Consider the following 22693-nt stretch of genomic DNA (forward strand, 5'->3'; position numbering starts at 1 on the left):
TTGGTGACTTTCTCTCACATATAGGTGAGCAGCAGAAGTCATTTAAAGAGGGCGAATGCAATTCGCCCCTACAATAATAATATTATCGCACCAATGGTAGGGGCGCATCGTGGTCAGTGAGTTTATCGAACTGCGTGCGCCCAAATGTAGTATAGATATTTCTACAAAATTGAGATGCACCCGATTACTTTTCACTGTTTACTGTTTACTGATCACTGAAAAGAGTTTTCTCAGGGTTTCCACTCGTTCTCGATTGACATTTAAATCCGATTCTCCTAAGCGGGAGGCCGAGCGAACATCGATCGCATTTTTGCTAGGATTAAGAGAAAATTCCAGATCATCGACAAATCCCATCCATTGACTGCTAAATTCGGCGTAGAGATAGTTACTATCTTGGTTAATAATTTTAGTTCTCGGTTGGGAAGCGATAATTTTAGCTAATTGCTCGATCGCTTTTTCCCCGCTACCCTGATAACTAAGGGATTCGATCGCATGAGCCGGATCCTGACTCTGACTACTAACACAATTAGGACTGACCGGACAAGGGGCCAGTTTACCCTCCCTGACTCCCAAATAATCGGGACGAGTACCAGCGAATAAACTGACGCTATCGGGAGCAATTAACCTAATTCCTAGCCAGATGAGCAGTATTCCCAGGAAAATAAACGGGGTTAGCCGGAAAGATTTTTTCACCGTGTCGGAAGTTTCAGTCATGCTAGTCTCACAGAATCACTTCAATTAACTTAACATTGATAGGTGTGACAATATCAGGAGATAGAATAAGATGTTTCTCGATGAATTACAACCCGTTGTTAAAGAACTGATTCAACAACCGATCGCTTTTTTCGGTGGTTTTGCCTCTGGATTACTGCGCTTGAAACTTTCGGACGATCCCCTCAAAAAATGGTTAGAAGAGCAGGGATTAGTCAGTTTTAACGACAATAATCAGGATAACGGCAACGGTCCCCAGTCGATCTCGATCGATTAGGGATCAGGGGTTAGCTGTTGGGGGTGAGGGTATTCTCCCATCCCCAAAACCCCCCACTTATCACCCCATCAGCTTAACTTGTTGCTGAAAGTAGATAAATTTCCTCGGCTACTCGTTTTAAGCGTCTTAATTGCGCTTCCATATCCTTTTTAGTCCATTTGGCGGCGAATTGCTGAAATCCCCACCCCACAACTGGATTAGGAATCGCAAACTCAAAACGATTGATGAGACAAGTGCCGCTGTCATTGGGTTGACATTCCCAGCGATCGCAACCGCGAAAAAAGCCTTCAAATTGCCAGACAATTAATCCCGGTTCCCTCTCAATCACCGTACTTTTTAGCGTTGGCTGAATTAGGGGGATTTGAATCAAAAAACGACTTCTCCCACCGATATCGGTCTTCCAATCGCCGATAGGTTCACAAACTAACACTGGATTCAACCAACGACGCATTAACTCTAAATCCGTGATACAACGCTCCACCGTCGTGGCACTAGCTTTAATCTGAATTGATTGTTCAAATACTTGACAAGATGACATTGATCTGCTTATAAATTGCTGGCTGAGAATTATCGGTAGTCGGACAAAAATAAAGTTAACTGTGCAGACAAGGCAACAGTAAGGGTTTTGTACTTCGTTACATTTCTTAACATAGTCTTGTTTATAGCCTTTCTCATCAAGATGAAGTGTAACCTAATTTGCTATTGGAGTCAGGTTTGTCTAGAAAACGGGTTTCTTAAAGAAACCCGTTTTCTGTTATTAAAGACTAATTATTTAGGATTTGCTGAAAAACTTTTTCGGCAAACCCTAACTATAGGCTCAAGCTCACTTTTTAACCAACTTGACAAATTTTCGAAAACGTTGGCGTAAACTCTCGATATTAGCCGATTTCCCGCCATAACGCCAATCAACGTAGGCGCAAGCAATCTCCTCGATAATATTCGCCACTGGCGGCGGTTGGACGCGGCGGGCGGCGGTGGCGTATTCTAAAGGGGTTTGAGCGGGATGTTTACCATAACCGGCTTCTGTTAAGATTCCTAACATTTGCTGGTATAAACGCTCGATTGGTGGTAGTTTTGCTAACCGGCGACCCCGACGCCAACGATGGAACTGTCCCCATCCTAACCAACCAGCGTAAGCGAAAACGACCCCCACTAAACCACCGAGAATTCCCCCGAAAAGACTGCCGGAAATAAAGCGCCATAACCAGGCCAATAACTGACCGATAGTAACGATAACATTTTCCCAAATCAGACCGAGAAAACCCGTTACTGGAGAGGGCAACCATCCGGCCACCCATTGCCAAAATTGCTTAAGGACGCTAAAAGGTTCCGCTTCCTCAAAGGATGGGGGAATTAATTCGTGGCCTGGGATAGGATCGAAAGTGTACCAACCGTAACCAGGGAAAAACACCTCTGTGATGGCGTAAGCGTCCGTATTTTGGACAACATAAAAGCCAGTAAAAGGATTAAACTGGCCAGGGGCAAAACCGGTGGCTAATCGGGCAGGAATACCGATCGAGCGTAACATAATCGTTAACACGGTGGAAAAATGATCGGCGTAACCCCCCTGAAAACGAAATAAAAAGGCCGAGACTAAATCCTCATTTTCGGCTAAAAAGGGCAAATCGGCTTTTAATTCGTAGTTTTGCTTCAATGCTTGGGCCAAATATAGGGCCTTCTCGTAGGGAGAGGTTAAAGGTGTGGGAGATTTGGCCAGCAATTCCTCGGTTTTTCGGCGGACTTTCGGGGCAATTTCGGCAGGAATTTGTAAATAATACTTGAGAATAGACTTAGGATAAGTTTCTGATGCTGATCGCAATTGGCTGCGATTGCGTTCCGGCACTTGTGAGATTACAGTATAAGTTAGCCCTTCCGCTAACCCCCCCGGCGACCTTAAGCTATTTTCTCGGTCCAGAGATACCTGTCGAGTAGGAAAAAAGAGAAACTGGGGCGAAGTAAGAGCAGGGATAATATTCGGTAAACTAGAGACAATGCTGTAGGTTTGGACTACCTGATGGGTTTTGGCTTGGGTTGCGGGTAACGGCACAAAAAAGCGATAGGACCAACTACTGCGATTTAAATCCTCTAATTCTTGATCTCGCGAGATTTGCCACCCTTGACCAGTATAGCGATCAAACGCCATGGCGCGCCAGAATCCGGGGGCTTGGGAACGTACCCGCATGACTATTTCTGGAGTCATACTTCCCCGCAAATTTTGGTTGATTTGGCTGTTAAAACCGTAATAAAAGGTTGGATCTAACTGTCCTGACCCTTTAGTGGGACTATTACCGCCATTTACGCCACCATTCCCCGTTTCACCCTCGCGCACATAGCCGGGGTTAACGATTTGTCTGTCTCCCTGTTCAAAATCCTGATTTTCCATACCTCCTGGACTATTGACGGGAAAAGATTGAATTTGATAACCCGGAAAACGCGGCATCAGAGCAAAAATTGTCAATCCCAAGAGGAGAATTGTCAGAAAGAAAATCCCGAAACGTTTGGGAGAAAGGGGAGAATTTTGCAGGGAAACTAATTTTTTTGTGGCTAGACGGGGGGGTTTCTTTGAGAAGAAAGGGAGACTCTGATTGAGATTATCTAAACCTAAACGAGAACGATAGTCTAAAACTAGGGTAGGTAGGGATAAAAGCAGAAAGAGGATTAACCAAGGCGCAAAAGCGAGGGTTTGGGAGATTGTCCCGGCGACTCCCAAGAGAATTAAACCGATTACCATAGAATACCCTAAATCTTTGCGTCGGGGCAGGTCAAAACTATGGAGAATTTGCAATTGAATTAATAATTGTGTTAGAGCAATGCGACTATCCTGCATCGCAACGATATTACCCAAGAATACCGCCAACACTACCAACATTCCGATCGCTATACAAAATTTTGCCCCAATATTGCGCTTTTTCCTACGTCGCCAACTCCAGATTCCACCGATAATACTGAGAGGAACCGCCCAAATACTGGTATAACTATCGATAGCCACATCGGTGGCGATAATACCCACGATTACTAAAGCTTGCACCAGAATTCTTAAAATAATCGATTCCTCGGTTTCTGGCAACGGAGAAGATTCTATCTTTTGCCAGAGGGTTTTTAAGGAAGGTCTTGGACGAGCGGCGCTGCTAACCATAGGGTAAATTGGGAGAAGGACAAAGAAGTTAATTTTATATTTCCCAGTTCTAATCTCGATCGCTCCATGGGGTAAAGTGGATTTTAGATGTCAGGAGACAGGGAGATAGGGAAATAGGGTGATAGGGAGATGGGGAGCAAAAAGCTGATAACTAATGACTGATAACTGATAACTGATGACTGATAACTGACCTATGATAGCCGTTACCAACCCTGAAATTTTACCGTTACTTCATCCCCTGATTGGACAATTAGCCACAGCAATTTTGTCCCACTGGGAAAATTATCTTGATTTGTCGCCCTTTGAGTTACCCGAAGGTTTAGGCTATGTGGAGGGACGTTTAGAAGGGGAAAAATTAATTATCGAGAATCGCTGCTATCAAACCCCCCAGTTCCGCAAAATGCACCTAGAACTGGCTAAACTGGGCAATGGTTTGGATATCCTTCACTGTGTCATGTTCCCCCGTCCAGAATATCCGCTGCCGATGTTCGGATGTGATATAGTCTCTGGCAAAGCGGGAATCAGTGCCGCTATTGTGGATCTTTCTCCCACCAGTGGCGATAAAACCCTCTCTAGTGCCTATAATCAAGCTTTAGCGGCTTTACCTGCGGTCGATTTCGCCCAAGCTCGTGATTTGCCGCCTTGGGGTCATATTTTCTCCCAATATTGTCTGTTTATTCGTCCCGAAACCGCCGCCGAGGAACGACAATTTTTACAAAGAGTAACAGATTTCTTGACAATTCACTGCAAATGTGCTAGGGAAAGTCAGCCTCTTTCTGGGGAAGAAGCGCGTATTTATTTACAGGGACAACGGGATTATTGTAGTCAACAGCAAAAAAACGATAAAACTCGGCGTGTACTAGAAAAAGCCTTCGGGTGGGAATGGGCAGAGCGTTATATGACGGGTGTTCTCTTTGATTTACCCGATTAAGTAGGGAGGCACAATTATTTGTCGGATGGGTTAATGGTATAAAACCCTACACCCCCCTGCCCCCCCGATGTCGGGGGGGCAGGGGGGGCCACACCCTGCCCCCACCGAAAAACTTTTTTAGCAAACCCTAATTAAGCTGGAAGTCTCTTGAAACTTAACAATATTAACAGACAAGGACAGGAAAATAATTGCTAGATTGGGTTAGGTGCAGTCAAATGTAACCGCGAGAACAAGCGAAAAAAAGGCGGTTTTGCTAGGTAAAACCGCCAAAAAGCCCTAGCTTAATTTCTCGATTCTGACGATTAAATAAATATTAAAACAGCCGATGAATCTAACGAACTTTCCTTGGTTAACTGCCATCATCCTTTTTCCCATCGTCGCCGCTTTATTGGTTCCCATAATTCCCGATAAAGACGGTAAAACCGTGAGATGGTTTGCTCTGACGGTGGGATTAATCGACTTTGCCCTAATTATCTACGCTTTCTATACCAGTTACGATTTCGCTAATCCCAATCTGCAATTAGTGGAAAGTTACCAATGGTTGCCAGAAATTGACCTAAGATGGTCCTTAGGAGCCGATGGCCTCTCCATGCCTCTGATTATCTTAACGGGATTTATCACCACTCTCGCTATCTTAGCGGCTTGGCCGGTCACTTTTAAACCGAAACTATTCTACTTCCTGATGCTGTTGATGTACGGGGGACAGATTGCAGTGTTTGCCGTGCAGGATCTGTTACTGTTCTTCCTCGTCTGGGAATTAGAATTAGTCCCCGTCTATCTGATCCTCTCTATTTGGGGCGGTAAACGCCGTCTCTACGCAGCCACCAAATTTATCCTTTACACCGCCGGAGGCTCTCTCTTCATCCTTGTAGCGGCGCTGACGATGGCTTTTTATGGCGATACCGTCTCCTTTGACATGGTGACTATTGCCGGCAAGGATTTTCCCCTGAAACTGCAATTATTCCTCTACGCCGGTTTTCTGATTGCCTACGGGGTAAAACTGCCCATCTTCCCCCTCCATACTTGGCTGCCGGATGCCCACGGCGAAGCCACTGCCCCTGCCCATATGTTACTAGCGGGAATTTTGCTTAAAATGGGTGGTTATGCGCTCCTACGCATGAATATGGGGATGTTACCCGATGCTCACGCGGTTTTCGCTCCCGTTTTGGTGATTTTAGGGGTAGTTAATATTATCTACGCCGCCTTAACTTCCTTTGCCCAACGCAATCTTAAGCGCAAAATTGCCTATTCTTCCATCTCTCACATGGGATTTGTCCTGATTGGTATGGCTTCCTTTACCGATATTGGTACAAGTGGGGCGATGTTACAGATGATTTCCCACGGACTGATTGGGGCGAGTTTATTCTTTATGGTCGGTTGTACCTACGATCGCACCCATACCCTGATGTTAGACGAGATGGGCGGTGTCGGCAAGAAAATGAAGAAAGTTTTTGCCATGTGGACCACCTGTTCCCTCGCTTCCCTCGCTTTGCCCGGGATGAGCGGTTTTGTGGCGGAATTAATGGTATTTATCGGTTTTGCCACCAGTGATGCCTATAGTCCCACTTTCCGGGTTATTATCGTCTTTTTAGCGGCTATCGGTGTCATTCTCACCCCGATTTATCTCTTGTCCATGTTGCGAGAAATTCTCTACGGGCCGGAAAATAAGGAATTAGAAGAACACCATGCCCTCGTCGATGCGGAACCCCGGGAAGTCTTTATCATAGCTTCTCTATTAGTGCCAATTATCGGTATTGGACTCTATCCCAAAGTGGCCACGACAATTTACGATGCTACTACCAATAAATTAACCGCCCTAGCGCGTAATTCTGTCCCCAGTTTAGTGCAACAGGCAAAGGCAAAAACCCCTAGTTTCTCCTTTTATTCCCTAAAAGCTCCCGAAATCTAAGAAGTTATCAGTTACCAGTTATCAGTTATCAGTTATCAGATTTGAGTTTTAAGTGAGCAGTATTAAATCCCACTTTCCGCACTTCCTAATATTCAATTGATAATTTTTACTAATATTAAATCCGGTTATTAAAGAATGATTATTTATTCTCCCTTTTGCCTATTGCATGAGTAGAAAACGGGTTTCTCGGAGAAACCCGTTTTCTGTGCGTTACTCAACGGATTTAGTATTATTATACTTTTAATTGATTGTGTGATTATTTTAATGCGATCGCTACCGAGTACAGCCTAGAGAATTATGAGAATTAGTCCCCACTGGAGCAATCGCGCCCACAGAAGATTAGGCGGTCGCAACGCGCTCGCTACGCGAGACCGCAACATAGCAAAATATAGGAGTTTAGCTCATGTCTAACGAAACCGTGACTTATTCCCTAGAAGCTGTTCTAACAAGGATTGAGGGGAAAATAGACTCTCTACAAAAAGATGTTAATCAAAAATTCGGCTCTTCTGGTTTTCGTGTGTTAATTTTTGTTATGAATTAAAGCAAGCAAACAGCTTAAGTCGAAGATGTTCAAAATTGGTAAATCCATAACTCATTCTTTTAATAAGCTTTATTTTGGTATTCATTCCCTCAATTAATCCGTTGGTTGTATGATTTTCAAAGTAATTACAAATACCAGGCAAATGCTTCTGGATCATGCTGGCACTACTTTCATATAATATCTTGCCTATTCTTATCCATTTTTCCAATTTTCTCTCAGCACCTCTGAACGTTCTACTACTTTGATAAATTTGTCTAATTTCTTCTTTCATTTCCCAGGCTATTCCCAAGCAGGGATGTTCTTTTAAGATAACTTCTAGTTGTTGTTTTTGCTCGTCCTTTAAGTCCTCTTTATTCTTCCATAATAAATGAGGTAATCCTTTTTCATGCACCCCCATTAACTTTCTCAAGTTATTAAGCTCGTCATTGATGATAGCCATTACATGAAAACGGTCATAGATGATTTTAGCATTGGGAAATAATTCCTTGATCACTGCCGTAAATCCTGACCACATATCGACGCTCACTTTTTTCACCTTCTCCCGAACTGCGTCTGGCTGTGCCTTTAAGGCTTCCATTAATTCTTCTTGCTTATGTCCTTTAATCACATCTAGTAAAATTTTTTTGTCCAGATCTACGACCGTTGTTATGAAATCTTTATGTCCTTTTAAGTTACTAAATTCATCTAAGCTTATTCGTTCTGGTGCTTCCCACTCTTCCTTTTCTAGTTCTTTAGCACAGTGATTAAATATTAACTCAACTTCTTCCCATCCCAACCCTTCTTCTCGACTTATTTCTTCGATACTACAATTTTTTACTCTCTCATAAATCATCGATTCATAGCGAATTGTATGATGCTGTCTTAATCTCATACAACTCAGTCTTTCGCTGATATACTTTTGACAATGAAACTGGCGGCATGGTACTTCTAAATATACTCGATTGCCTAATATTGACAAATCTCTGACTAGATTATACTCTGTCTGATTGATTCTGTCCAAGGTTTGATGGCAATTCGGACATTCAATTGTTTCATTTAAAAGAGCGAGCTTTAGGAAAATTGTCTGAGCAATTTTTTGATAATTGACCACTGTTACATTTGGTAAATCGAGGAGTTGATCAAAATTTATCCACATAATCCACCCCCTGTTCTGTGTCACTATTATACCATGCTCACACAGAACCTAGAACAGCCACCAAAACGAACAGATAACTGCTGTATTTCAATTTTTACAGTTTATTTTAAATAAATCAAGAGATTTAACCCCGGAATCGTGCGCGAGAGGGTCCAGATAAGGAGAGTGATATAAAAGATGCCGATACCCCATTGATACCAAACTAAAAAAGAAACAATGGTGGGTAATTCTCGATCGCGAACTCGCCAATCATTAAAGCCTAATTTTAGCAAATTATTGAGACTTAAATCGTAATAATTTAACCAATTCCAACGCTTTTGCCAAGGAATAGGAGTATAACGATCGCGAAAGAGGGGAAATTCGGGAACTACGGGTAAACGGGTAATTAATAAGCGTAATTGTCGCATACTACCATCTTGGAGGAAATAGGAACTATCCATTAAATCGTGATAGCGTCCCCGACGATAAAGTTCGATAATTAAAATTAGGGGTAAGGGGACAAGAATTAGGGCAATAGCTGTTAAAGTTAGGAGAGGACGACTGGCAGATTGCAGAATATTAAACACACCAGAAAGGGTGAGAATAATATAGCTAGTTACCATACAAAAGATTTCATAACCATTAGGAATTACTGGTTTAGGAGTGAGACGACGCACGCGATCGATTAACCAAAATAAACAGCCAAAATAGGCAAAAATTATAATTCCTGTGCCGAAAACTAAACTAAAATTTGTACCATCTTGACTTAAGAGTAATAGTAAAGTAAGGAAAGAAGTATGCAGAAAATCAGCTACCCAAGTGAGGTTAATTAGGCGAATAATTGAGATATTATTTAGTTTTTGTTTTAACTGTTGTAATCGCAATTTTTCAGTTTTGTATTCAATTTGATTAGCATCGGCAATTTGTTCTAGGGAGCGAAAATTACGAACTAAATTTCTTAAAACTGTTTCATTTCCTGCTAGGTTTGGTAAATAAATTGCTTGACCAATTACTCCTCTATCTCCTAGTATTTTCGCTTTATCGGAATCAAAAGCTAATCCTGATACACTCAAATAACTATTTTTACTAAAAGTGGAATTGCTAAAATCTACCTGATCTAAAAGTTTCACATCTTGAAAACTAACCACACCATTAAAATAACTAGACCGGAAAGCACCCGATTTTTCAAAAGTGGCATTTCTAAAGGTTAATAAACTTAAAAATCTACTCTTAGAAAATAGCGGACGATCTCGCCATTGACTTTGGGAAAAATTGGCTTCTTTTTGCCAGAAAGTACGGGTAAAATCTGCGAGTTTATCGTATTTGGTTTGATCAAAATAAGCTTCGGCAGTAAAATGACTGCCATGGAAGTTAGTAATACTTTTAAAATGGGCCGTGCGAAAAATAGCTTTATTTAAAAATTGACTTTGACTAAAATTTACATCTCCCATAAAAGTGGCTTTGCTAAATTTCGCCACCCTAGCAAAACGGGATTCTAACCAATTACTTTCACGACTAAATTTTGCTGCCATTGCTTCGACAATTTGCAGAAAAAAAGTCTTAGAAAAGTCCACTTCTCCCATAAATACGGTTCCCTGCAACTTCACCGGTCCACGAAAAACTGTGACATTAAAAACCGGTTCATCGCTATCGAATAAAAAATTTTCGTCCTGTTGTAATAACTGTTCTTCCATGGGTGATAATAAGGTAGCGAGAGCTACTTTTGTTAAAGGAGTCGGTAAACCGAGACGGGAAGCGATAAAATTGCCTTGAATTAAGGAATTACTAAAATCTAAACCTAGGGGTTGTTTAGCGCGATTAATTTGACCTTGAATCTGTTGATAAAATTGTTCTTGCAGTTCCTTATTTTCATCGCGGATATCGATAACTAAATTGGCTAAATCGATGGTAGTCATCCCTTCTTTAAGGACGGGTGCGCTTAAACGTTCCTGCAATAAAGTTACTGTTAAGGGAACCCTATCCACTACTGCCAAACTAGGGAGAGAATGTAAACAGAAAAACAGAAAAACAATAATTAGTAACCAGCAGCCTTTCAACAACGCACCCACGACAGTTATTTTCCTAAACAAGCTTGGATAGCCATCTCTAAGTCCTCTTGGTTTAAATCGGTGATAACAAAGACTTCCTGAACACTTTTTCCTGTCCTCGCAATCAGCTTAAAACCACCACGAATCGGCACTGAGATCCGCAATTGTAACCGAGGACAATGACCTTTTGAGCGAGAAAGTACCCCGGGGGTGACAGTAGTGATTCCTTGATAGGTAATTAACTTTTCTAATACCGCAATCAACCCCGGGATATGAGTAGAATGATTCCAAACTAAGCGACCATTATTCATAATTATGCGGCCTCTAGGGGAGCCATGGTTAATCCTTCCCGTCGCAATTGTTGGTGATAAAGTTCCGCTTGTTCTTGGGGACCGGTCCAGACAATTGCCTGTCCTTCGTGGTGAACTTGATTAGTTAATTCCCAAGCTCGATCGGTAGTCATATCCGGGATATATTTAATTAAACAATTGGCCACATGATCGAAGGTGTTAAAGTCATCGTTGAGAACAATAACTTTATAGTTGGGATAAGTCTTTTTGACCACTTGGGTGGACTTATCTAAGGTGGTACTGGGTGCGCTGGCCATAAAAGTTACAATAGGTCAAGGTTTTTGCGATTAAATTCGAGCATTTTGACAACAATTAAGCGGCAATAGCCACAGAATTATTCTTCAAAACTTGGTGATAGTAATTTAATAACTGTTTGGTGGCCGCTTGCCATGCCCATTTTTCCGCTTCTAGACGCGCATTTCGTCGTAATTCCTCTCTTTCTGCCTTGGCGGTTAGTAATCTTTGGGTGGCACTAATTAAACCTTTTTCATCCCTAGGATCGAAGAGATGACCATTAACTCCATCGGTGACAATATCGGGAATTCCCCCCGAATTTGCCGCTACTACCGGACAACCGGCAGCCATGGATTCTAAGAGTACCAAACCGAGGGTTTCTGTGCGTGAGGGAAAAAGAAAAGCATCTGCGGAAGCAAAAGCGGAGGCTAATTCTAACCCTTGTAAATAACCGACAAAATGGGTATTTGTGTCGGCAAAATGACTTGTTAAAGCTTCCCGATGGGGACCATCTCCCACAATGGCAAATCTTGCTTCGGGAATCGCTTCTAATACTGGTTTAATGCGATCAATTTCTTTTTCGGCCGACACTCGACCAACGTATAATAAGAGAGGACTATCGGGGTTATTTTGGGATAATTTCAGTCTCATAGCTGGGGATTTTAAATGAGGTTGAAATAATTCCGTATCGACTCCCCTTTGCCAAAGCTCTACCTTTTCAATGCCACGACTAGATAATTCTTGTACCATAGCGGTGGAAGTGCAGAGATTTAAACTTGCTTGATTGTGGGCCAATTTTAATAATTCCCAGAGTAATCCTTCTAGGGAACCTAACCCGTAGTGCTGTAGGTATTGGGGGAGATGGGTATGATAGGAAGCGACGAGGGGAATGTTCATAGTTTTGGCAAAATAAATGCCGCCCACCCCTAAAATAGCCGGGTTAACCACATGAATAATATCAGGTTTAAACCTCTCTAAAGCTTGACCGACTGAAGGCCGGGGGAAAGCCATTTTTAATTCTGGATATAGGGGTAAGGGAATCCCTGTAACTCCATGAATCTTAGCACCTTTGTACTCTTTTAAACCGCCATCGGGAGAGAAAACTAATACCTGATGACCTAATCTTTGTAGGTGTTCCACAGTATGTTTAAGACGGGTGACAATGCCATCGATTTTCGGTAAGAAAGTTTCTGTAAAAAGAGCAATTCGCATAGAGAAAACAAGGTTAAGTAATAATTAAGGGCAAGCTTTTTGAGATAGCTAGGAATAATTACTGAATTTCTCAAGGCAATTAACTCCCCAATTAATCATAGATCAGAAAGGCCAAAGGTTTTAATCACTCGATCGCTACCTTCGATAACCACCGTCGCTCGATAATTATCGCCGATTGCCGTTGTCCATAATTGCCATTCCCCCGCCACATTGTCTAATTTTAAGGGATTAAGGCCCACTTCCACTCGATCGAGTCCCCCGCTAATTCCCGTTCCCAGTGCCTTTAAATAAGCCTCTTTTGCCGTCCATAACTGAAAAAATAACTTTTCCTTCTCTGCGGACTTTTCAACAAGCTCATGTTCCTTAGCACAAAAAAACCTTTTTGTCAAGCTATCTAAATCTTTCATCCGGCGCATTTTCTCTAAATCTACCCCAATGCGAGCGGTTAAAGTCAAGCCACAGATGGCCATCTCCTCGGAATGGGAGAGATTAAACTGCAATTGGTGGTTAATACTCGGTTTTCCCCGTTCACTGTAGATAAACTCGATTTTTTCGGGACTTATGGTCAAATATGACCCTAAAATCTCGCGTAAACATCCCCTAGCCACCAAAAAACGCCGCTTGTGTTGGGGAAAATGGTAACGATTAGCTCTAATTATTTCATCTTCCGAGAGCAAAGAAGCCAGTTTTTCTAGTCTATCCCCAGAGGGATCGAGACTGATAAAATAGAGATGAACCTCATCGGTAGATATAAACATTAAACTCAGAAGCGATCAAATAATTAATTATCGGTAAATTTTACCGTAAAATGAGAATTGCCGACTCAATAATTTATCCACCTTCTAACTCTTGACTTTGCAGCACACCTATGAACTTTTTTCATACTGAAGACCACCTCCAACAGTTCGGTACAGATATTTTAGAAACAACTTGGCGAGAATTTCCCCAATTAGCTCAAGAACAAATCGCCCTAACTTGGATAGTATATGATCCTCCTGTTATCGTCAACACGGGGGGAGCAATTTCTCACGAAGAATTCTGGAAATATTCCCCCCGCGGATTTAGCTATCGCGGACAAGAAAGAACCTATCCCGCTAGTTTAGTGAAATTATTTTATCTAGTAGCGATTCATGAGTGGTTAGAGGGGGGGATGATTGCCGAAAGCAGCGAATTAAATCGCGCCATTCGTGACATGATTGTTGACTCTAGTAATGATGCTACCAGTTTAGTTGTAGATCTAGTCACGGGAACCACTAGCGGTCCAGAAATTGCCGCCGGTCCCTTTGAAACTTGGAAGCAACAACGCAACATAGTTAATCGTTATTTTCAATCCCTAAATTGGCCAGAATTAGCGACAATTAACGTTAATCAAAAAACTTGGTCTGATGGTCCCTATGGACGTGAACGCGCTTTTTTAGGGGAATTAATGGAGAATCGCAATATGTTAACTAGCAATGCAGTGGCGCGTTTAATTCATACTATTATCGGGGGGATTGCTGTTTCTTCCCAACGTTCTCAAATGATGATGTCTTTACTAAAACGAAGTCTTAATCCTGCTGATTGGACAAGTCAAGGAGATGATACACAAATCTTAGGATTTCTAGGACAAGGATTACCAGAAAATAGTCAAATTTGGTCAAAAGCTGGTTGGACAAGTCAAGTACGTCACGATGCAGCTTATATTGAAATTCCCCATCATACTCCCTATCTATTGGTGGTATTTACCGAGGGAAAAAATAACAGTCAAAATCGCTTAATTTTACCTTTTATTTCCCAGAAAGTAGCCGAGAAAATTATGCAGTTCAATTAATTGAAGCTGTGAGTAGGATGGTTTTTTCTGCCATTATCAAAAGTGCTAGATAAACATCCTACTGCTATGAACCCGTAAATTGACTGATATTCATCTCAATATGTAGCTTTTCTGGGATAGATGGGGTTTGTTCTTGCAGCTGAAATACTTGATTAAGTAAGGATTTAGTCTGTGCTTCACCTTGACGAGAAGGGCTATCACCATTTAAACTAACAATAAGTTGTTCTTACGTATTTCCTCATATGTGTGACTTTTAACCCTCATCATTGTCATAACGAAAGGGAAGTGGAGAGTAAATTCATTGTCCAGTATTTACTCCCCAAACTAGGCTACAATGCCGAACATTGGTATCAACAAGTTAGCTTCGGTAAAGTTCGCTTAGATTTCCTTGTTTCTGCTCAAAAACCTATCAACAAAAAGCAGTTTTTATCCTCTCACTGCCTAATTGTCGAGGCTAAAAATCCCAGAGAAAAGCTCATCAATCATCGTCATCGTTTAGGTTATTATCTCAACTACTTTAAAGTGCAGTGGGGATTATTAACTAATGGTGATGAGATTCAACTTTATCAAAGGAAACCCGATAAAATTTATTTAGTTTTTAGATGTTCTGGGTTAGAAATTGCCTCTCACTTAGAACAGTTAAAATCTCTGATTGGCTACGAAACCTTATCCCTAGGTATTCCACCGCTCAATTCTCCAACAATCAACCACAGAAATCCCATGAAAACCATCGCAATTTATCATCATAAAGGTGGTGTTGGTAAAACCACCGTCGCTACCAATCTAGCGGCAGCTTTGAGCAAAAAAGGTAAGCGAGTATTATTAATTGATATTGATGCTCAAGCTAATAGTACCTTTGCCGTTGGTTTAATTAAGTTTCAATTCGACGATGACGATGATTTAAAAGATAAAAATGTCTTTCATTTACTCAATGATGGAGACATAACTTTTGTGCAAACTATTGTCAGAAAATCTCAGGGATTTAACCATCCAGAAATTGATGTAATTCCCGCTCATATTAGCTTAATTGAAAAACAAACTACCTTAACCAGATACGGAACTTCTAACACAAGATTATCTAAAAAATTAGATAAAGTTAGAGATGATTATGATTTTGTTATTATTGACACACCGCCATCCTTAGATTTTTATGCTCAAGCTGGTTTAATTGCTTCCGACTATCTGATTATTCCATCAGATCTTAAACCATTTTCTAATCAAGGTTTAAATAGTGTAAAAAATTTTATCAAGGAAGCAATTAACGAAAGTCGTGAAAATTTAGGTAAAGAACCCCTAAAAATTTTAGGCGTTTTACCTTCTAAAATTTCTACCCATGCTCAATACTTAAGATTTAATTTTCCCAAACAAAAACAAGTAATTCCAGACAAATATGGTTTACCCTTGATGGAATCGACTATCTCGGAAAGAATGCCTTTATCTCGCTGTATAAATCAATCCGTTACCGTGGGAGATTTAGAAATTCCTGCTCCCCAATCTATAATGGATTATGCCGAAAATCAAGGCGATGCGGGAGTATCAGCAGCAGAATTTGAAGCCTTAGCACTGGAAGTTTTAGCTAAAATAGGAGTTAAATAAATGTGGGATTTTTTACTAATTGATTTACAGGACGTGGTAGCTACTAAAGAGCGTTCTTATTTTCCAGAAACAGATTTACACAACTTAGCTAATCTTATTGTAGCAATGAAGGGCTTAATGCGTCCTGTCATTCTCAAAAAAATTGGCTTTGAACGCTTCCAGATTATTGAGGGAAATTTAGAGTATTATGCCTGTTTAATTGCTAAAGAAAAAGAACGCAGCCTAGAAACTATTAACGCTTTTGTGGTTGATAAAGAAGCGGAGAATATCGCTTTACAGCAAATGCAGTTATTATCTCCTTCTCCTGGGTTAATTACCACTTCTGAAAAAATAGATAATCCTCTAGAATTGAGGGTGAGTAATCTTGAAAAACGATTAGAAACCCAGTTACAAGCAATCCGAGAGGAGTACCAAAAAGAAATCAAAAGACTGGAAGAAAAAATTATTATTATTCTTCCTCCTCCTCCTCCTTCTTCTAAGTCGATTTTAGAGCTTTTGAATACCTGTGATGCTAATCAACTTAAAAAAGCGGGAATTCCACCGGCATCTGTTAATGACTTTCTGAAAAAACGTTCAGAAAAGCCCTTTGATTCTGTGGAGGATATACGCAAGCGACGAGTCAAGGGAATTGGGGAAGCAAGGTTGGCTAAACTTGTCGATTATCTGCTGACTTACAATTAATTTTTGTGGGTGTGTTGAGATGCTTTAACACACCCTACCGATGGGTGTTATAATAATGGAAGATCAGGAAAAAAACCTGATCCGATAGCGGGCAAAGATTAACTAGAAGACGGGTGAAAAGAGAAAAATTATGATAATTACCCCAGTAATAGCTGCTTCTTTAACAATTCCTCCCCTAGAAAACGGCGATAAATTAACTCGATGGGAATTTGAACGACGTTATCAAGGGATGCCCCATCTCAAAAAAGCGGAACTAATTGAAGGAATTGTTTATATGGCATCTCCCCTCAGATTTGAAAGTCACGCCGAGCCTCATGCTAATATTATCGGATGGTTAGCTCTCTATAAAGCGGCGACTCCAGGTGTTAGATTGGGTGATAATGCCACCGTGAGATTAGATATTGATAACGAACCCCAACCGGATGCCCTATTAAGAATTGACAAGGGAGGACAATCGACAATTAGTCAAGATGATTATGTAGAAGGAGCGCCGGAATTAATTGTCGAAATTGCCGCTTCTAGTGCTTCCTACGATGTTCATCAAAAATTAAATGTTTACCGTCGCAATCAAGTCCAAGAATACCTAGTCTGGCGGTTTTATGAACAAGAAATTGATTGGTTTCGGCTACAGGCAGGAGAATATATTAAACTAGAACCCGATAGTGATGGCATAATGCGCTCCCAAATCTTCCCCGGTTTATGGCTAGATAAAAACGCTTTATTAATGGGCGACTTAGGAAAAGTTTTAGTGATTTTGCAGCGGGGGTTAGAAACAGCAGAACATCAAGATTTTGTTAATAAATTAACTAGCGATCGCTCTCAAGTTTAAAAATTAGATAATTATTTTCTCTCAAGTGTTCTATAATATGGGAGAAAAAACTTTGCTCAAATTAATGGATTATTTATTGACTTCTAACTGATTTTTGTGGGTGTGTTGAGCTACTTTAACACACCCTACCGATGGGTGTTATAATAATGGAAGATCAGGAAAAAAACCTGATCCGATAGCGGGCAAAGATTAACTAGAAGACGGGTGAAAAGAGAAAAATTATGACAATTACCCCAGTAATAGCTGCTTCTTTAACAATTCCTCCCCTAGAAAACGGCGATAAATTAACTCGATGGGAATTTGAACGACGTTATCAAGGGATGCCCCATCTCAAAAAAGCGGAACTAATTGAAGGAATTGTTTATATGGCATCTCCCCTCAGATTTGAAAGTCACGCCGAGCCTCATGCTAATATTATCTGATGGTTGGCTCTCTATAAAGCGGCGACTCCAGGTGTTAGATTGGGTGATAATGCCACCGTGAGATTAGATATTGATAACGAACCCCAACCGGATGCCCTATTAAGAATTGACAAGGGAGGACAATCGACAATTAGTCAAGATGATTATGTAGAAGGAGCGCCGGAATTAATTGTCGAAATTGCCGCTTCTAGTGCTTCCTACGATGTTCATCAAAAATTAAATGTTTACCGTCGCAATCAAGTCCAAGAATACCTAGTCTGGCGGTTTTATGAACAAGAAATTGATTGGTTTCGGCTACAGGCAGGAGAATATATTAAACTAGAACCCGATAGTGATGGCATAATACGCTCCCAAATCTTCCCCGGTTTATGGCTAGATAAAAACGCTTTATTAATGGGCGACTTAGGAAAAGTTTTAGTGATTTTGCAGCGGGGGTTAGAAACAGCAGAACATCGAGATTTTGTCAAGAAACTAACTGCCAATCACAGCTAGATTGTAAAATTAGACAATTATTCTTGATCCACTGTCCTATAATGACAGAAAGGGTATTTTTGACTTGAATTTGTTCTTAACTCTACCCCACATTTCGACAAGCTCAATGTAAAATAATCTCGCCCCTGATAATCTTCACTTCGACAGGCTCAGTGACCACTCATCACCTTACTTTATGTCAAACCTAATCCTTTTCTGGCATCGTCGCGATTTACGTCTCTCGGATAATATTGGACTGAGTAAAGCTAGGGAGCGCAGTCCGAAAATCATCGGGGTTTTCTGCCTCGATCCTGCTATTTTAGAAGGGGATGATATTGCCCCTGCTAGAGTTGCCTATCTCCTCGGTTGTCTAGAGGAATTAGAAAAAAATTATCGCCAAAAAGGTAGTCAATTACTGATTATTCGCGGCAACCCCAGTCAAACACTCGTCAACTTAGCCAGCAATTTATCGGCAAAAGCAGTTTTTTTTAACCTCGATATCGAACCCTATGCGCGTCAACGGGATCAACAGGTAATCGCCGCTTTACAAACAAAAGGAATTGAAGTAGAAACCTTCTGGGATCAACTTCTTCACGCTCCAGGGCAAGTCCTCACCCTCTCAAAAAGCCCCTACACCGTATATACTCCTTTTTGGAAAAATTGGAGCCAATTAGCCAAAGCCAGCCCCACAACCCTAGAAAACCTGCAAGGATTAGAGGAAAATGAGGGGGAGAAACTCACAGAAACTATTAATTTACCAACCCTAGAAAATTTAGGTTTTACTTGGCAAAACCCCTTACCCCTCACCCCCGGAGAAAAAGCCGCCAATAGCAGATTAGAAGAATTTTGTCAAGGGGTTATTAACAATTATCAAGAAGATCGTAACTTCCCCGCTTTTGATGGCACCTCGCGCTTGAGTGCCGCTTTAAAATTTGGGGCGATTGGCATTCGCACGATTTGGACGGCAACCCTAGAGTTATTAGAAAATTGCCGCGCTCAGGAAGCAAAAGATAGTATTATCACTTGGCAGCAAGAGTTAGCTTGGCGGGAATTTTACCAGCATTGTCTCTATTTTTTCCCAGAATTGGCGGTCGGTGCTTATAGAAAAGAATTTCGTCATTTTCCTTGGCAGGATAACGAAGAACATTTTCAAGCTTGGTGCCAGGGAAAAACCGGCTATCCGATCGTTGACGCGGCGATGCGACAATTAAATGAAACGGGATGGATGCACAATCGTTGTCGCATGATCGTGGCGAGTTTTTTAACCAAAGATTTAATTATTAACTGGCAAAAAGGCGAAAAATACTTCATGCAGAAACTTTTTGATGGGGATTTAGCCGCTAATAATGGTGGTTGGCAATGGAGTGCGTCTAGTGGCATGGATCCGAAACCTTTAAGAATTTTTAACCCCGCTAGTCAGACACAAAAATTCGATCCAGAAGGGGAATATATTCGTCAATGGTTGCCGGAATTAGCTTCCGTAGATACGGAATATTTAGTAACGGGGAAAATCCCCCGTTTAGAAAGACATCGTTGCGGTTATCCTGAGCCAATTGTCGATCATAATCAACAACAAAAAGAATTCAAACGACTCTATAGTAATCAGAAGCCAAAACGGTAAAACTTGCTACTTTTGACCGGCTTTAATCTGGTTCCAAACATCCTCTAAACTTAGATATAACACAGGCACAACAATTAAACTCAACAGGGAAGAAGTGACTAAACCTCCCACAATCACCATCGCCATGGGTTGCCGCAATTCCGCACCAGTACCCAATCCCAAAGCGATCGGAATCATGCCTAAAATTGTCGAACAGGTGGTCATTAAAATCGGTCTTAACCTAATCATTCCCGTTTCTAACACCGCTTCCTCCCGACTCCAACCCTGTTGACGCAATTGGTTAGTATAATCCAGCAATAACACAGCGTTTTTATCCAGTAATCCCAAGAGGAAGATAAACCCGATCAAAGAAATCATACTAAACTCACTACCCGTTACCAATAACCCCAACATTGCCCCCACAATCGCTAAAGGTAAACATAAAGCGATGACGATAGTTTCTAACAGTCTTCTGAATAATAACCATAAAACTCCTAACATTAAAATTGTCGCCAGGATTAAAGTGCGACCAAAACTGCCCAAAACATCGCTACTTTGAGAAGAAGTACCCCAACGCTGTAAAGTTATCCCTTCTGGTAAAGGAATCGCTTCAATTTTAATCGCCGCATCTTCTAATCCTAAATCTGGACTGAGATTAGCACTGAGAAAAATCGCCTGTTGACCATTTAAACGCTCGATCGCCAAAAAATCCCCCCGCTCATTTAATCTAGATGATAGGGAAATATCCTTTAAACCGGGGATTTTAGCGGCCTCAACCCGCAATTTCTCGGCACTATCGCGCAATAGCTGCAAATCATTGCTTTTAATCGCAATTTGGATCGGCTTTTCCGCTTCCGTCTGCACAAAAGGAATGTCCTCGATACTGACATTCACCCCTCTAATTGGCGGTAAAATTTGCCGAATCCGTTGCTGCACGGCACTGGTGTGAGATTTACGATCGCTCTTCAGTGTAACGTGAATTTTGCCCCGATTCGGCTCACCGCGTAAACCGGCGATCATAAAAGTCGATTCCACTTCCCCATCGCGTAAAATCGGCGCTTCTAATTTGCTGCCATCCCGGATAGTGCGACGCAGGAGAAAACTTTCGGGAGAACTCGCTAACTGGGAAATCCAAGCGAAACTATCGCTAGAACTCTTAGCCGTCGGTTTATTCTTGCCCTGAGCTAGGCCGAAGGGAGGACTAATTTGCGTTATTTTCGGCAAAGGAGACGTATAAACCAGATTAAACTCGCCGCGATCGAGTCGGGGAATAAATCCCCTAGAAATAAAAGGAATCAGGGCAATACCCGCAAAAAAGGTAATTAGGGCAATAGCAATGACCAGCAAACGATGACGCAATGACCAGTTTAAGAGCCGTCGATAGGCGTTTTCAATCGGTCGCTTTTGTTTCGTCATTTTTGCCTGCGACTGCGGTTTCAGCCAATATACTGCCAAAACTGGCGATAAAGTTCTGGCGATCAACAGAGAAAAAATCACCGCAGCCGAGACAGTTAAACCGAAGGGTTGGAAAAACTGTCCCACCGCACCCCCCATAAAAGCCACGGGTATAAACACGGCAACAATGGTTAAAGTGGAAGCAGTCACAGCTAATCCGATCTCCCTTGTCCCCTTGAGTGCCGCATTTTTCGGGGTTTCCCCCGCGTCGATTAAACGGGAAATATTCTCCACATCCACGATCGCATCATCCACGACAATGCCAATCACCAAAGCGAGAGCCAGCAGCGTCAGGGTTTCCAGATTAAACCCATAGATGGCCATGATAATGAAAGTCCCCAAAAGAGATAGGGGGATAACCAGAGCAGAAATGATTGTAGCGGCGAAACTGCCTAAAAATATCAATATCACCAGCACCGACAGCAAAACTGCCAAAAGTAAATCATCGATCGTGCCTTGTAGGGCAGCGCGAATATATTCCGCTTGGGTTTCAGCTAAAATTATCTTGACATCGGGCAGTTTTTGTGCTATGTCTTTAACCAGTTTTTCTGCTTGAGCGGCCAGATCGAGACTATTGGCGGCACCTTTTTTGATTACCTGCACTGCGATCGCTTCTTGCCCATTAAAGCGCACCAGCGTGGGTAATGGTCGGGTTAAGCTTTTATGGGGATTATCTTCCCCAACTGTACCTTGACCGAGTAAATTAACTTTAGCCGTACCTGGGAGAGCTTTTAAGGGTGGAATTAAATTATCTTGGGCGATTTGGCTTAATTCTTCTAGAGTTTTCTGCTCACTCCCTTCGACTTGGCTCAGCTTGCCCTGAGCCAAGCCGAAGGGGGCAGGCACCAGCGCATAGGTGACTGTTGCCGACTCATTTAAATCAACGGGAATAACTTCTGTGGTAGCTTGAGAGGGTAAAGGGACTTGCGAGATAGCCTGTTTAACTGCTGCGGTAGCCTTGTCTAAATTTGTGCCAATTTTAAAGAAAATGCTGATTACTGACTGTCCGGGGGCAGTAGTCGAGGAAATATCACGACGACCGGGGAGAGAGAAAAGAGGATTTTCTAGGGGTTTAGTTAATTGCTGTTCCGTGGTGATAGCAGTAGCTAAATCCGCTTGGGCGTTAATTATTACGACTGGAAAGCTGATATCGGGGAAAAGAGCGTATTTTAGGGAACTAAAAGCCAAAATTCCCGCCATGGCCACCGCTAACCAGAAAGCAATGGTTAACCTCGGGGCATTAATCGCTATTCGAGAGATATTCAGACGTTCTCGCCATGATTCTTTCATCTTTGTTGAATAAGTGGGGTGTGGGGTGTGGGGTGTAGGGTGTAGGGGAATTATGAATTATGAATTATGAATTGGG

The 22693-nt window shown here is 41.7% G+C and carries 19 protein-coding genes and 1 pseudogene; 10 read left to right on the forward strand and 10 right to left on the reverse strand.

Annotation, left to right across the window (positions count from 1 at the left end; translation table 11 throughout):
- Positions 1-198 precede the first annotated feature (198 nt).
- Positions 199-714, reverse strand: coding sequence for a DUF1499 domain-containing protein (locus tag IQ234_RS04360; protein WP_193956170.1), 516 nt, complete (start codon positions 712-714; stop codon positions 199-201).
- Positions 715-784: 70 nt separating this feature from the next.
- On the opposite strand from IQ234_RS04360, the gene IQ234_RS04365 reads away from it, so the two are divergent.
- Positions 785-988 carry a hypothetical protein gene (locus tag IQ234_RS04365; protein WP_002742962.1) on the forward strand — a complete coding sequence of 68 codons (204 nt, stop codon included), beginning with the start codon at positions 785-787 and terminating at the stop codon, positions 986-988.
- Between the two features lie 73 nt (positions 989-1061).
- Here the strand turns inward: IQ234_RS04365 and IQ234_RS04370 are convergent, their stop codons facing one another.
- Positions 1062-1526 carry an SRPBCC family protein gene (locus tag IQ234_RS04370; protein WP_002742963.1) on the reverse strand — a complete coding sequence of 155 codons (465 nt, stop codon included), beginning with the start codon at positions 1524-1526 and terminating at the stop codon, positions 1062-1064.
- Positions 1527-1811: 285 nt separating this feature from the next.
- On the reverse strand, positions 1812-4124 hold the full coding sequence (locus tag IQ234_RS04375) for a transglutaminase TgpA family protein (RefSeq protein WP_193956171.1): 2313 nt from the start codon (positions 4122-4124) through the stop codon (positions 1812-1814).
- A gap of 193 nt (positions 4125-4317) precedes the next feature.
- Here IQ234_RS04375 and IQ234_RS04380 point away from each other — a divergent pair, with 193 nt between their 5' ends.
- The 3 genes from IQ234_RS04380 to IQ234_RS04390 all read left to right on the forward strand — a co-directional run bounded on the left by IQ234_RS04380 (position 4318) and on the right by IQ234_RS04390 (position 7505).
- Positions 4318-5055 carry a phycocyanobilin:ferredoxin oxidoreductase gene (locus tag IQ234_RS04380; protein WP_193956172.1) on the forward strand — a complete coding sequence of 246 codons (738 nt, stop codon included), beginning with the start codon at positions 4318-4320 and terminating at the stop codon, positions 5053-5055.
- 325 nt (positions 5056-5380) lie between these two features.
- Entirely contained in the window at positions 5381-6964 is a 1584-nt protein-coding gene (ndhD1, locus tag IQ234_RS04385) for a photosynthetic/respiratory NAD(P)H-quinone oxidoreductase subunit D1 (protein ID WP_193956173.1), read from the forward strand.
- Positions 6965-7367: 403 nt separating this feature from the next.
- Positions 7368-7505, forward strand: coding sequence for a hypothetical protein (locus IQ234_RS04390; RefSeq protein WP_193956174.1), 138 nt, complete (start codon positions 7368-7370; stop codon positions 7503-7505).
- Here IQ234_RS04390 and IQ234_RS04395 read toward each other — a convergent pair.
- From IQ234_RS04395 to IQ234_RS04420, 6 genes are all read right to left on the reverse strand, one after another.
- Positions 7495-8640 (reverse strand): ISL3 family transposase, encoded by a 1146-nt coding sequence (locus IQ234_RS04395; protein ID WP_193956175.1) that lies wholly within the window; start codon positions 8638-8640, stop codon positions 7495-7497. The two genes, IQ234_RS04390 and IQ234_RS04395, sit on opposite strands and share 11 nt — an antisense overlap.
- Before the next feature lie 101 nt (positions 8641-8741).
- Complete coding sequence (locus tag IQ234_RS04400; RefSeq protein ID WP_193956176.1) at positions 8742-10688, reverse strand: pentapeptide repeat-containing protein; 1947 nt, start codon at positions 10686-10688, stop codon at positions 8742-8744.
- A gap of 5 nt (positions 10689-10693) precedes the next feature.
- On the reverse strand, positions 10694-10978 hold the full coding sequence (locus IQ234_RS04405; protein WP_002732155.1) for a DUF2103 domain-containing protein: 285 nt from the start codon (positions 10976-10978) through the stop codon (positions 10694-10696).
- A 2-nt stretch (positions 10979-10980) separates the two neighbouring features.
- Positions 10981-11274: an ATP-dependent Clp protease adapter ClpS gene (gene clpS, locus IQ234_RS04410; protein WP_193956177.1), complete on the reverse strand. Its 294-nt coding sequence runs from the start codon at positions 11272-11274 to the stop codon at positions 10981-10983.
- Positions 11275-11329: 55 nt separating this feature from the next.
- Positions 11330-12463, reverse strand: a complete 1134-nt coding sequence (locus IQ234_RS04415; protein WP_193956178.1) for a glycosyltransferase family 4 protein — start codon at positions 12461-12463, stop codon at positions 11330-11332.
- A gap of 95 nt (positions 12464-12558) precedes the next feature.
- Positions 12559-13221 carry a 4'-phosphopantetheinyl transferase family protein gene (locus IQ234_RS04420; protein ID WP_193956179.1) on the reverse strand — a complete coding sequence of 221 codons (663 nt, stop codon included), beginning with the start codon at positions 13219-13221 and terminating at the stop codon, positions 12559-12561.
- Between the two features lie 110 nt (positions 13222-13331).
- Here IQ234_RS04420 and IQ234_RS04425 point away from each other — a divergent pair, with 110 nt between their 5' ends.
- From IQ234_RS04425 to IQ234_RS04450, 6 genes and pseudogenes are all read left to right on the forward strand, one after another.
- Positions 13332-14273 (forward strand): serine hydrolase, encoded by a 942-nt coding sequence (locus IQ234_RS04425; protein ID WP_193956180.1) that lies wholly within the window; start codon positions 13332-13334, stop codon positions 14271-14273.
- 246 nt (positions 14274-14519) lie between these two features.
- Positions 14520-15869, forward strand: coding sequence for an AAA family ATPase (locus IQ234_RS04430; RefSeq protein ID WP_193956181.1), 1350 nt, complete (start codon positions 14520-14522; stop codon positions 15867-15869).
- Positions 15870-16550, forward strand: a complete 681-nt coding sequence (locus tag IQ234_RS04435; RefSeq protein WP_193956182.1) for a chromosome partitioning protein ParB — start codon at positions 15870-15872, stop codon at positions 16548-16550.
- A 130-nt stretch (positions 16551-16680) separates the two neighbouring features.
- A complete protein-coding gene (locus tag IQ234_RS04440; RefSeq protein ID WP_193956183.1) occupies positions 16681-17379 on the forward strand; it encodes a Uma2 family endonuclease in 699 nt (232 codons plus the stop codon).
- Positions 17380-17600: 221 nt separating this feature from the next.
- Positions 17601-18293: pseudogene (locus tag IQ234_RS04445) on the forward strand (Uma2 family endonuclease).
- A gap of 175 nt (positions 18294-18468) precedes the next feature.
- Entirely contained in the window at positions 18469-19893 is a 1425-nt protein-coding gene (locus tag IQ234_RS04450; protein ID WP_193956184.1) for an FAD-binding domain-containing protein, read from the forward strand.
- 6 nt (positions 19894-19899) lie between these two features.
- Here IQ234_RS04450 and IQ234_RS04455 read toward each other — a convergent pair whose 3' ends face one another.
- Entirely contained in the window at positions 19900-22617 is a 2718-nt protein-coding gene (locus IQ234_RS04455) for an efflux RND transporter permease subunit (protein ID WP_193956185.1), read from the reverse strand.
- Between the last annotated feature and the right edge of the window lie 76 nt (positions 22618-22693).

This window comes from Microcystis aeruginosa LEGE 91341, from assembly GCF_015206885.1.
GTDB classification, from domain to species: Bacteria; Cyanobacteriota; Cyanobacteriia; order Cyanobacteriales; family Microcystaceae; genus Microcystis; species Microcystis aeruginosa_H.

Coding starts and splice junctions, on each gene's coding strand:
- IQ234_RS04360 (WP_193956170.1), bottom strand. CDS start 714: ATGACTGAAACTTCCGACACGGTGAAAAAATCTTTCCGGCTAACCCCG.
- IQ234_RS04365 (WP_002742962.1), top strand. CDS start 785: ATGTTTCTCGATGAATTACAACCCGTTGTTAAAGAACTGATTCAACAA.
- IQ234_RS04370 (WP_002742963.1), bottom strand. CDS start 1,526: ATGTCATCTTGTCAAGTATTTGAACAATCAATTCAGATTAAAGCTAGT.
- IQ234_RS04375 (WP_193956171.1), bottom strand. CDS start 4,124: ATGGTTAGCAGCGCCGCTCGTCCAAGACCTTCCTTAAAAACCCTCTGG.
- IQ234_RS04380 (WP_193956172.1), top strand. CDS start 4,318: ATGATAGCCGTTACCAACCCTGAAATTTTACCGTTACTTCATCCCCTG.
- ndhD1 (WP_193956173.1), top strand. CDS start 5,381: ATGAATCTAACGAACTTTCCTTGGTTAACTGCCATCATCCTTTTTCCC.
- IQ234_RS04390 (WP_193956174.1), top strand. CDS start 7,368: ATGTCTAACGAAACCGTGACTTATTCCCTAGAAGCTGTTCTAACAAGG.
- IQ234_RS04395 (WP_193956175.1), bottom strand. CDS start 8,640: ATGTGGATAAATTTTGATCAACTCCTCGATTTACCAAATGTAACAGTG.
- IQ234_RS04405 (WP_002732155.1), bottom strand. CDS start 10,978: ATGAATAATGGTCGCTTAGTTTGGAATCATTCTACTCATATCCCGGGG.
- clpS (WP_193956177.1), bottom strand. CDS start 11,274: ATGGCCAGCGCACCCAGTACCACCTTAGATAAGTCCACCCAAGTGGTC.
- IQ234_RS04415 (WP_193956178.1), bottom strand. CDS start 12,463: ATGCGAATTGCTCTTTTTACAGAAACTTTCTTACCGAAAATCGATGGC.
- IQ234_RS04420 (WP_193956179.1), bottom strand. CDS start 13,221: ATGTTTATATCTACCGATGAGGTTCATCTCTATTTTATCAGTCTCGAT.
- IQ234_RS04425 (WP_193956180.1), top strand. CDS start 13,332: ATGAACTTTTTTCATACTGAAGACCACCTCCAACAGTTCGGTACAGAT.
- IQ234_RS04435 (WP_193956182.1), top strand. CDS start 15,870: ATGTGGGATTTTTTACTAATTGATTTACAGGACGTGGTAGCTACTAAA.
- IQ234_RS04440 (WP_193956183.1), top strand. CDS start 16,681: ATGATAATTACCCCAGTAATAGCTGCTTCTTTAACAATTCCTCCCCTA.
- IQ234_RS04450 (WP_193956184.1), top strand. CDS start 18,469: ATGTCAAACCTAATCCTTTTCTGGCATCGTCGCGATTTACGTCTCTCG.
- IQ234_RS04455 (WP_193956185.1), bottom strand. CDS start 22,617: ATGAAAGAATCATGGCGAGAACGTCTGAATATCTCTCGAATAGCGATT.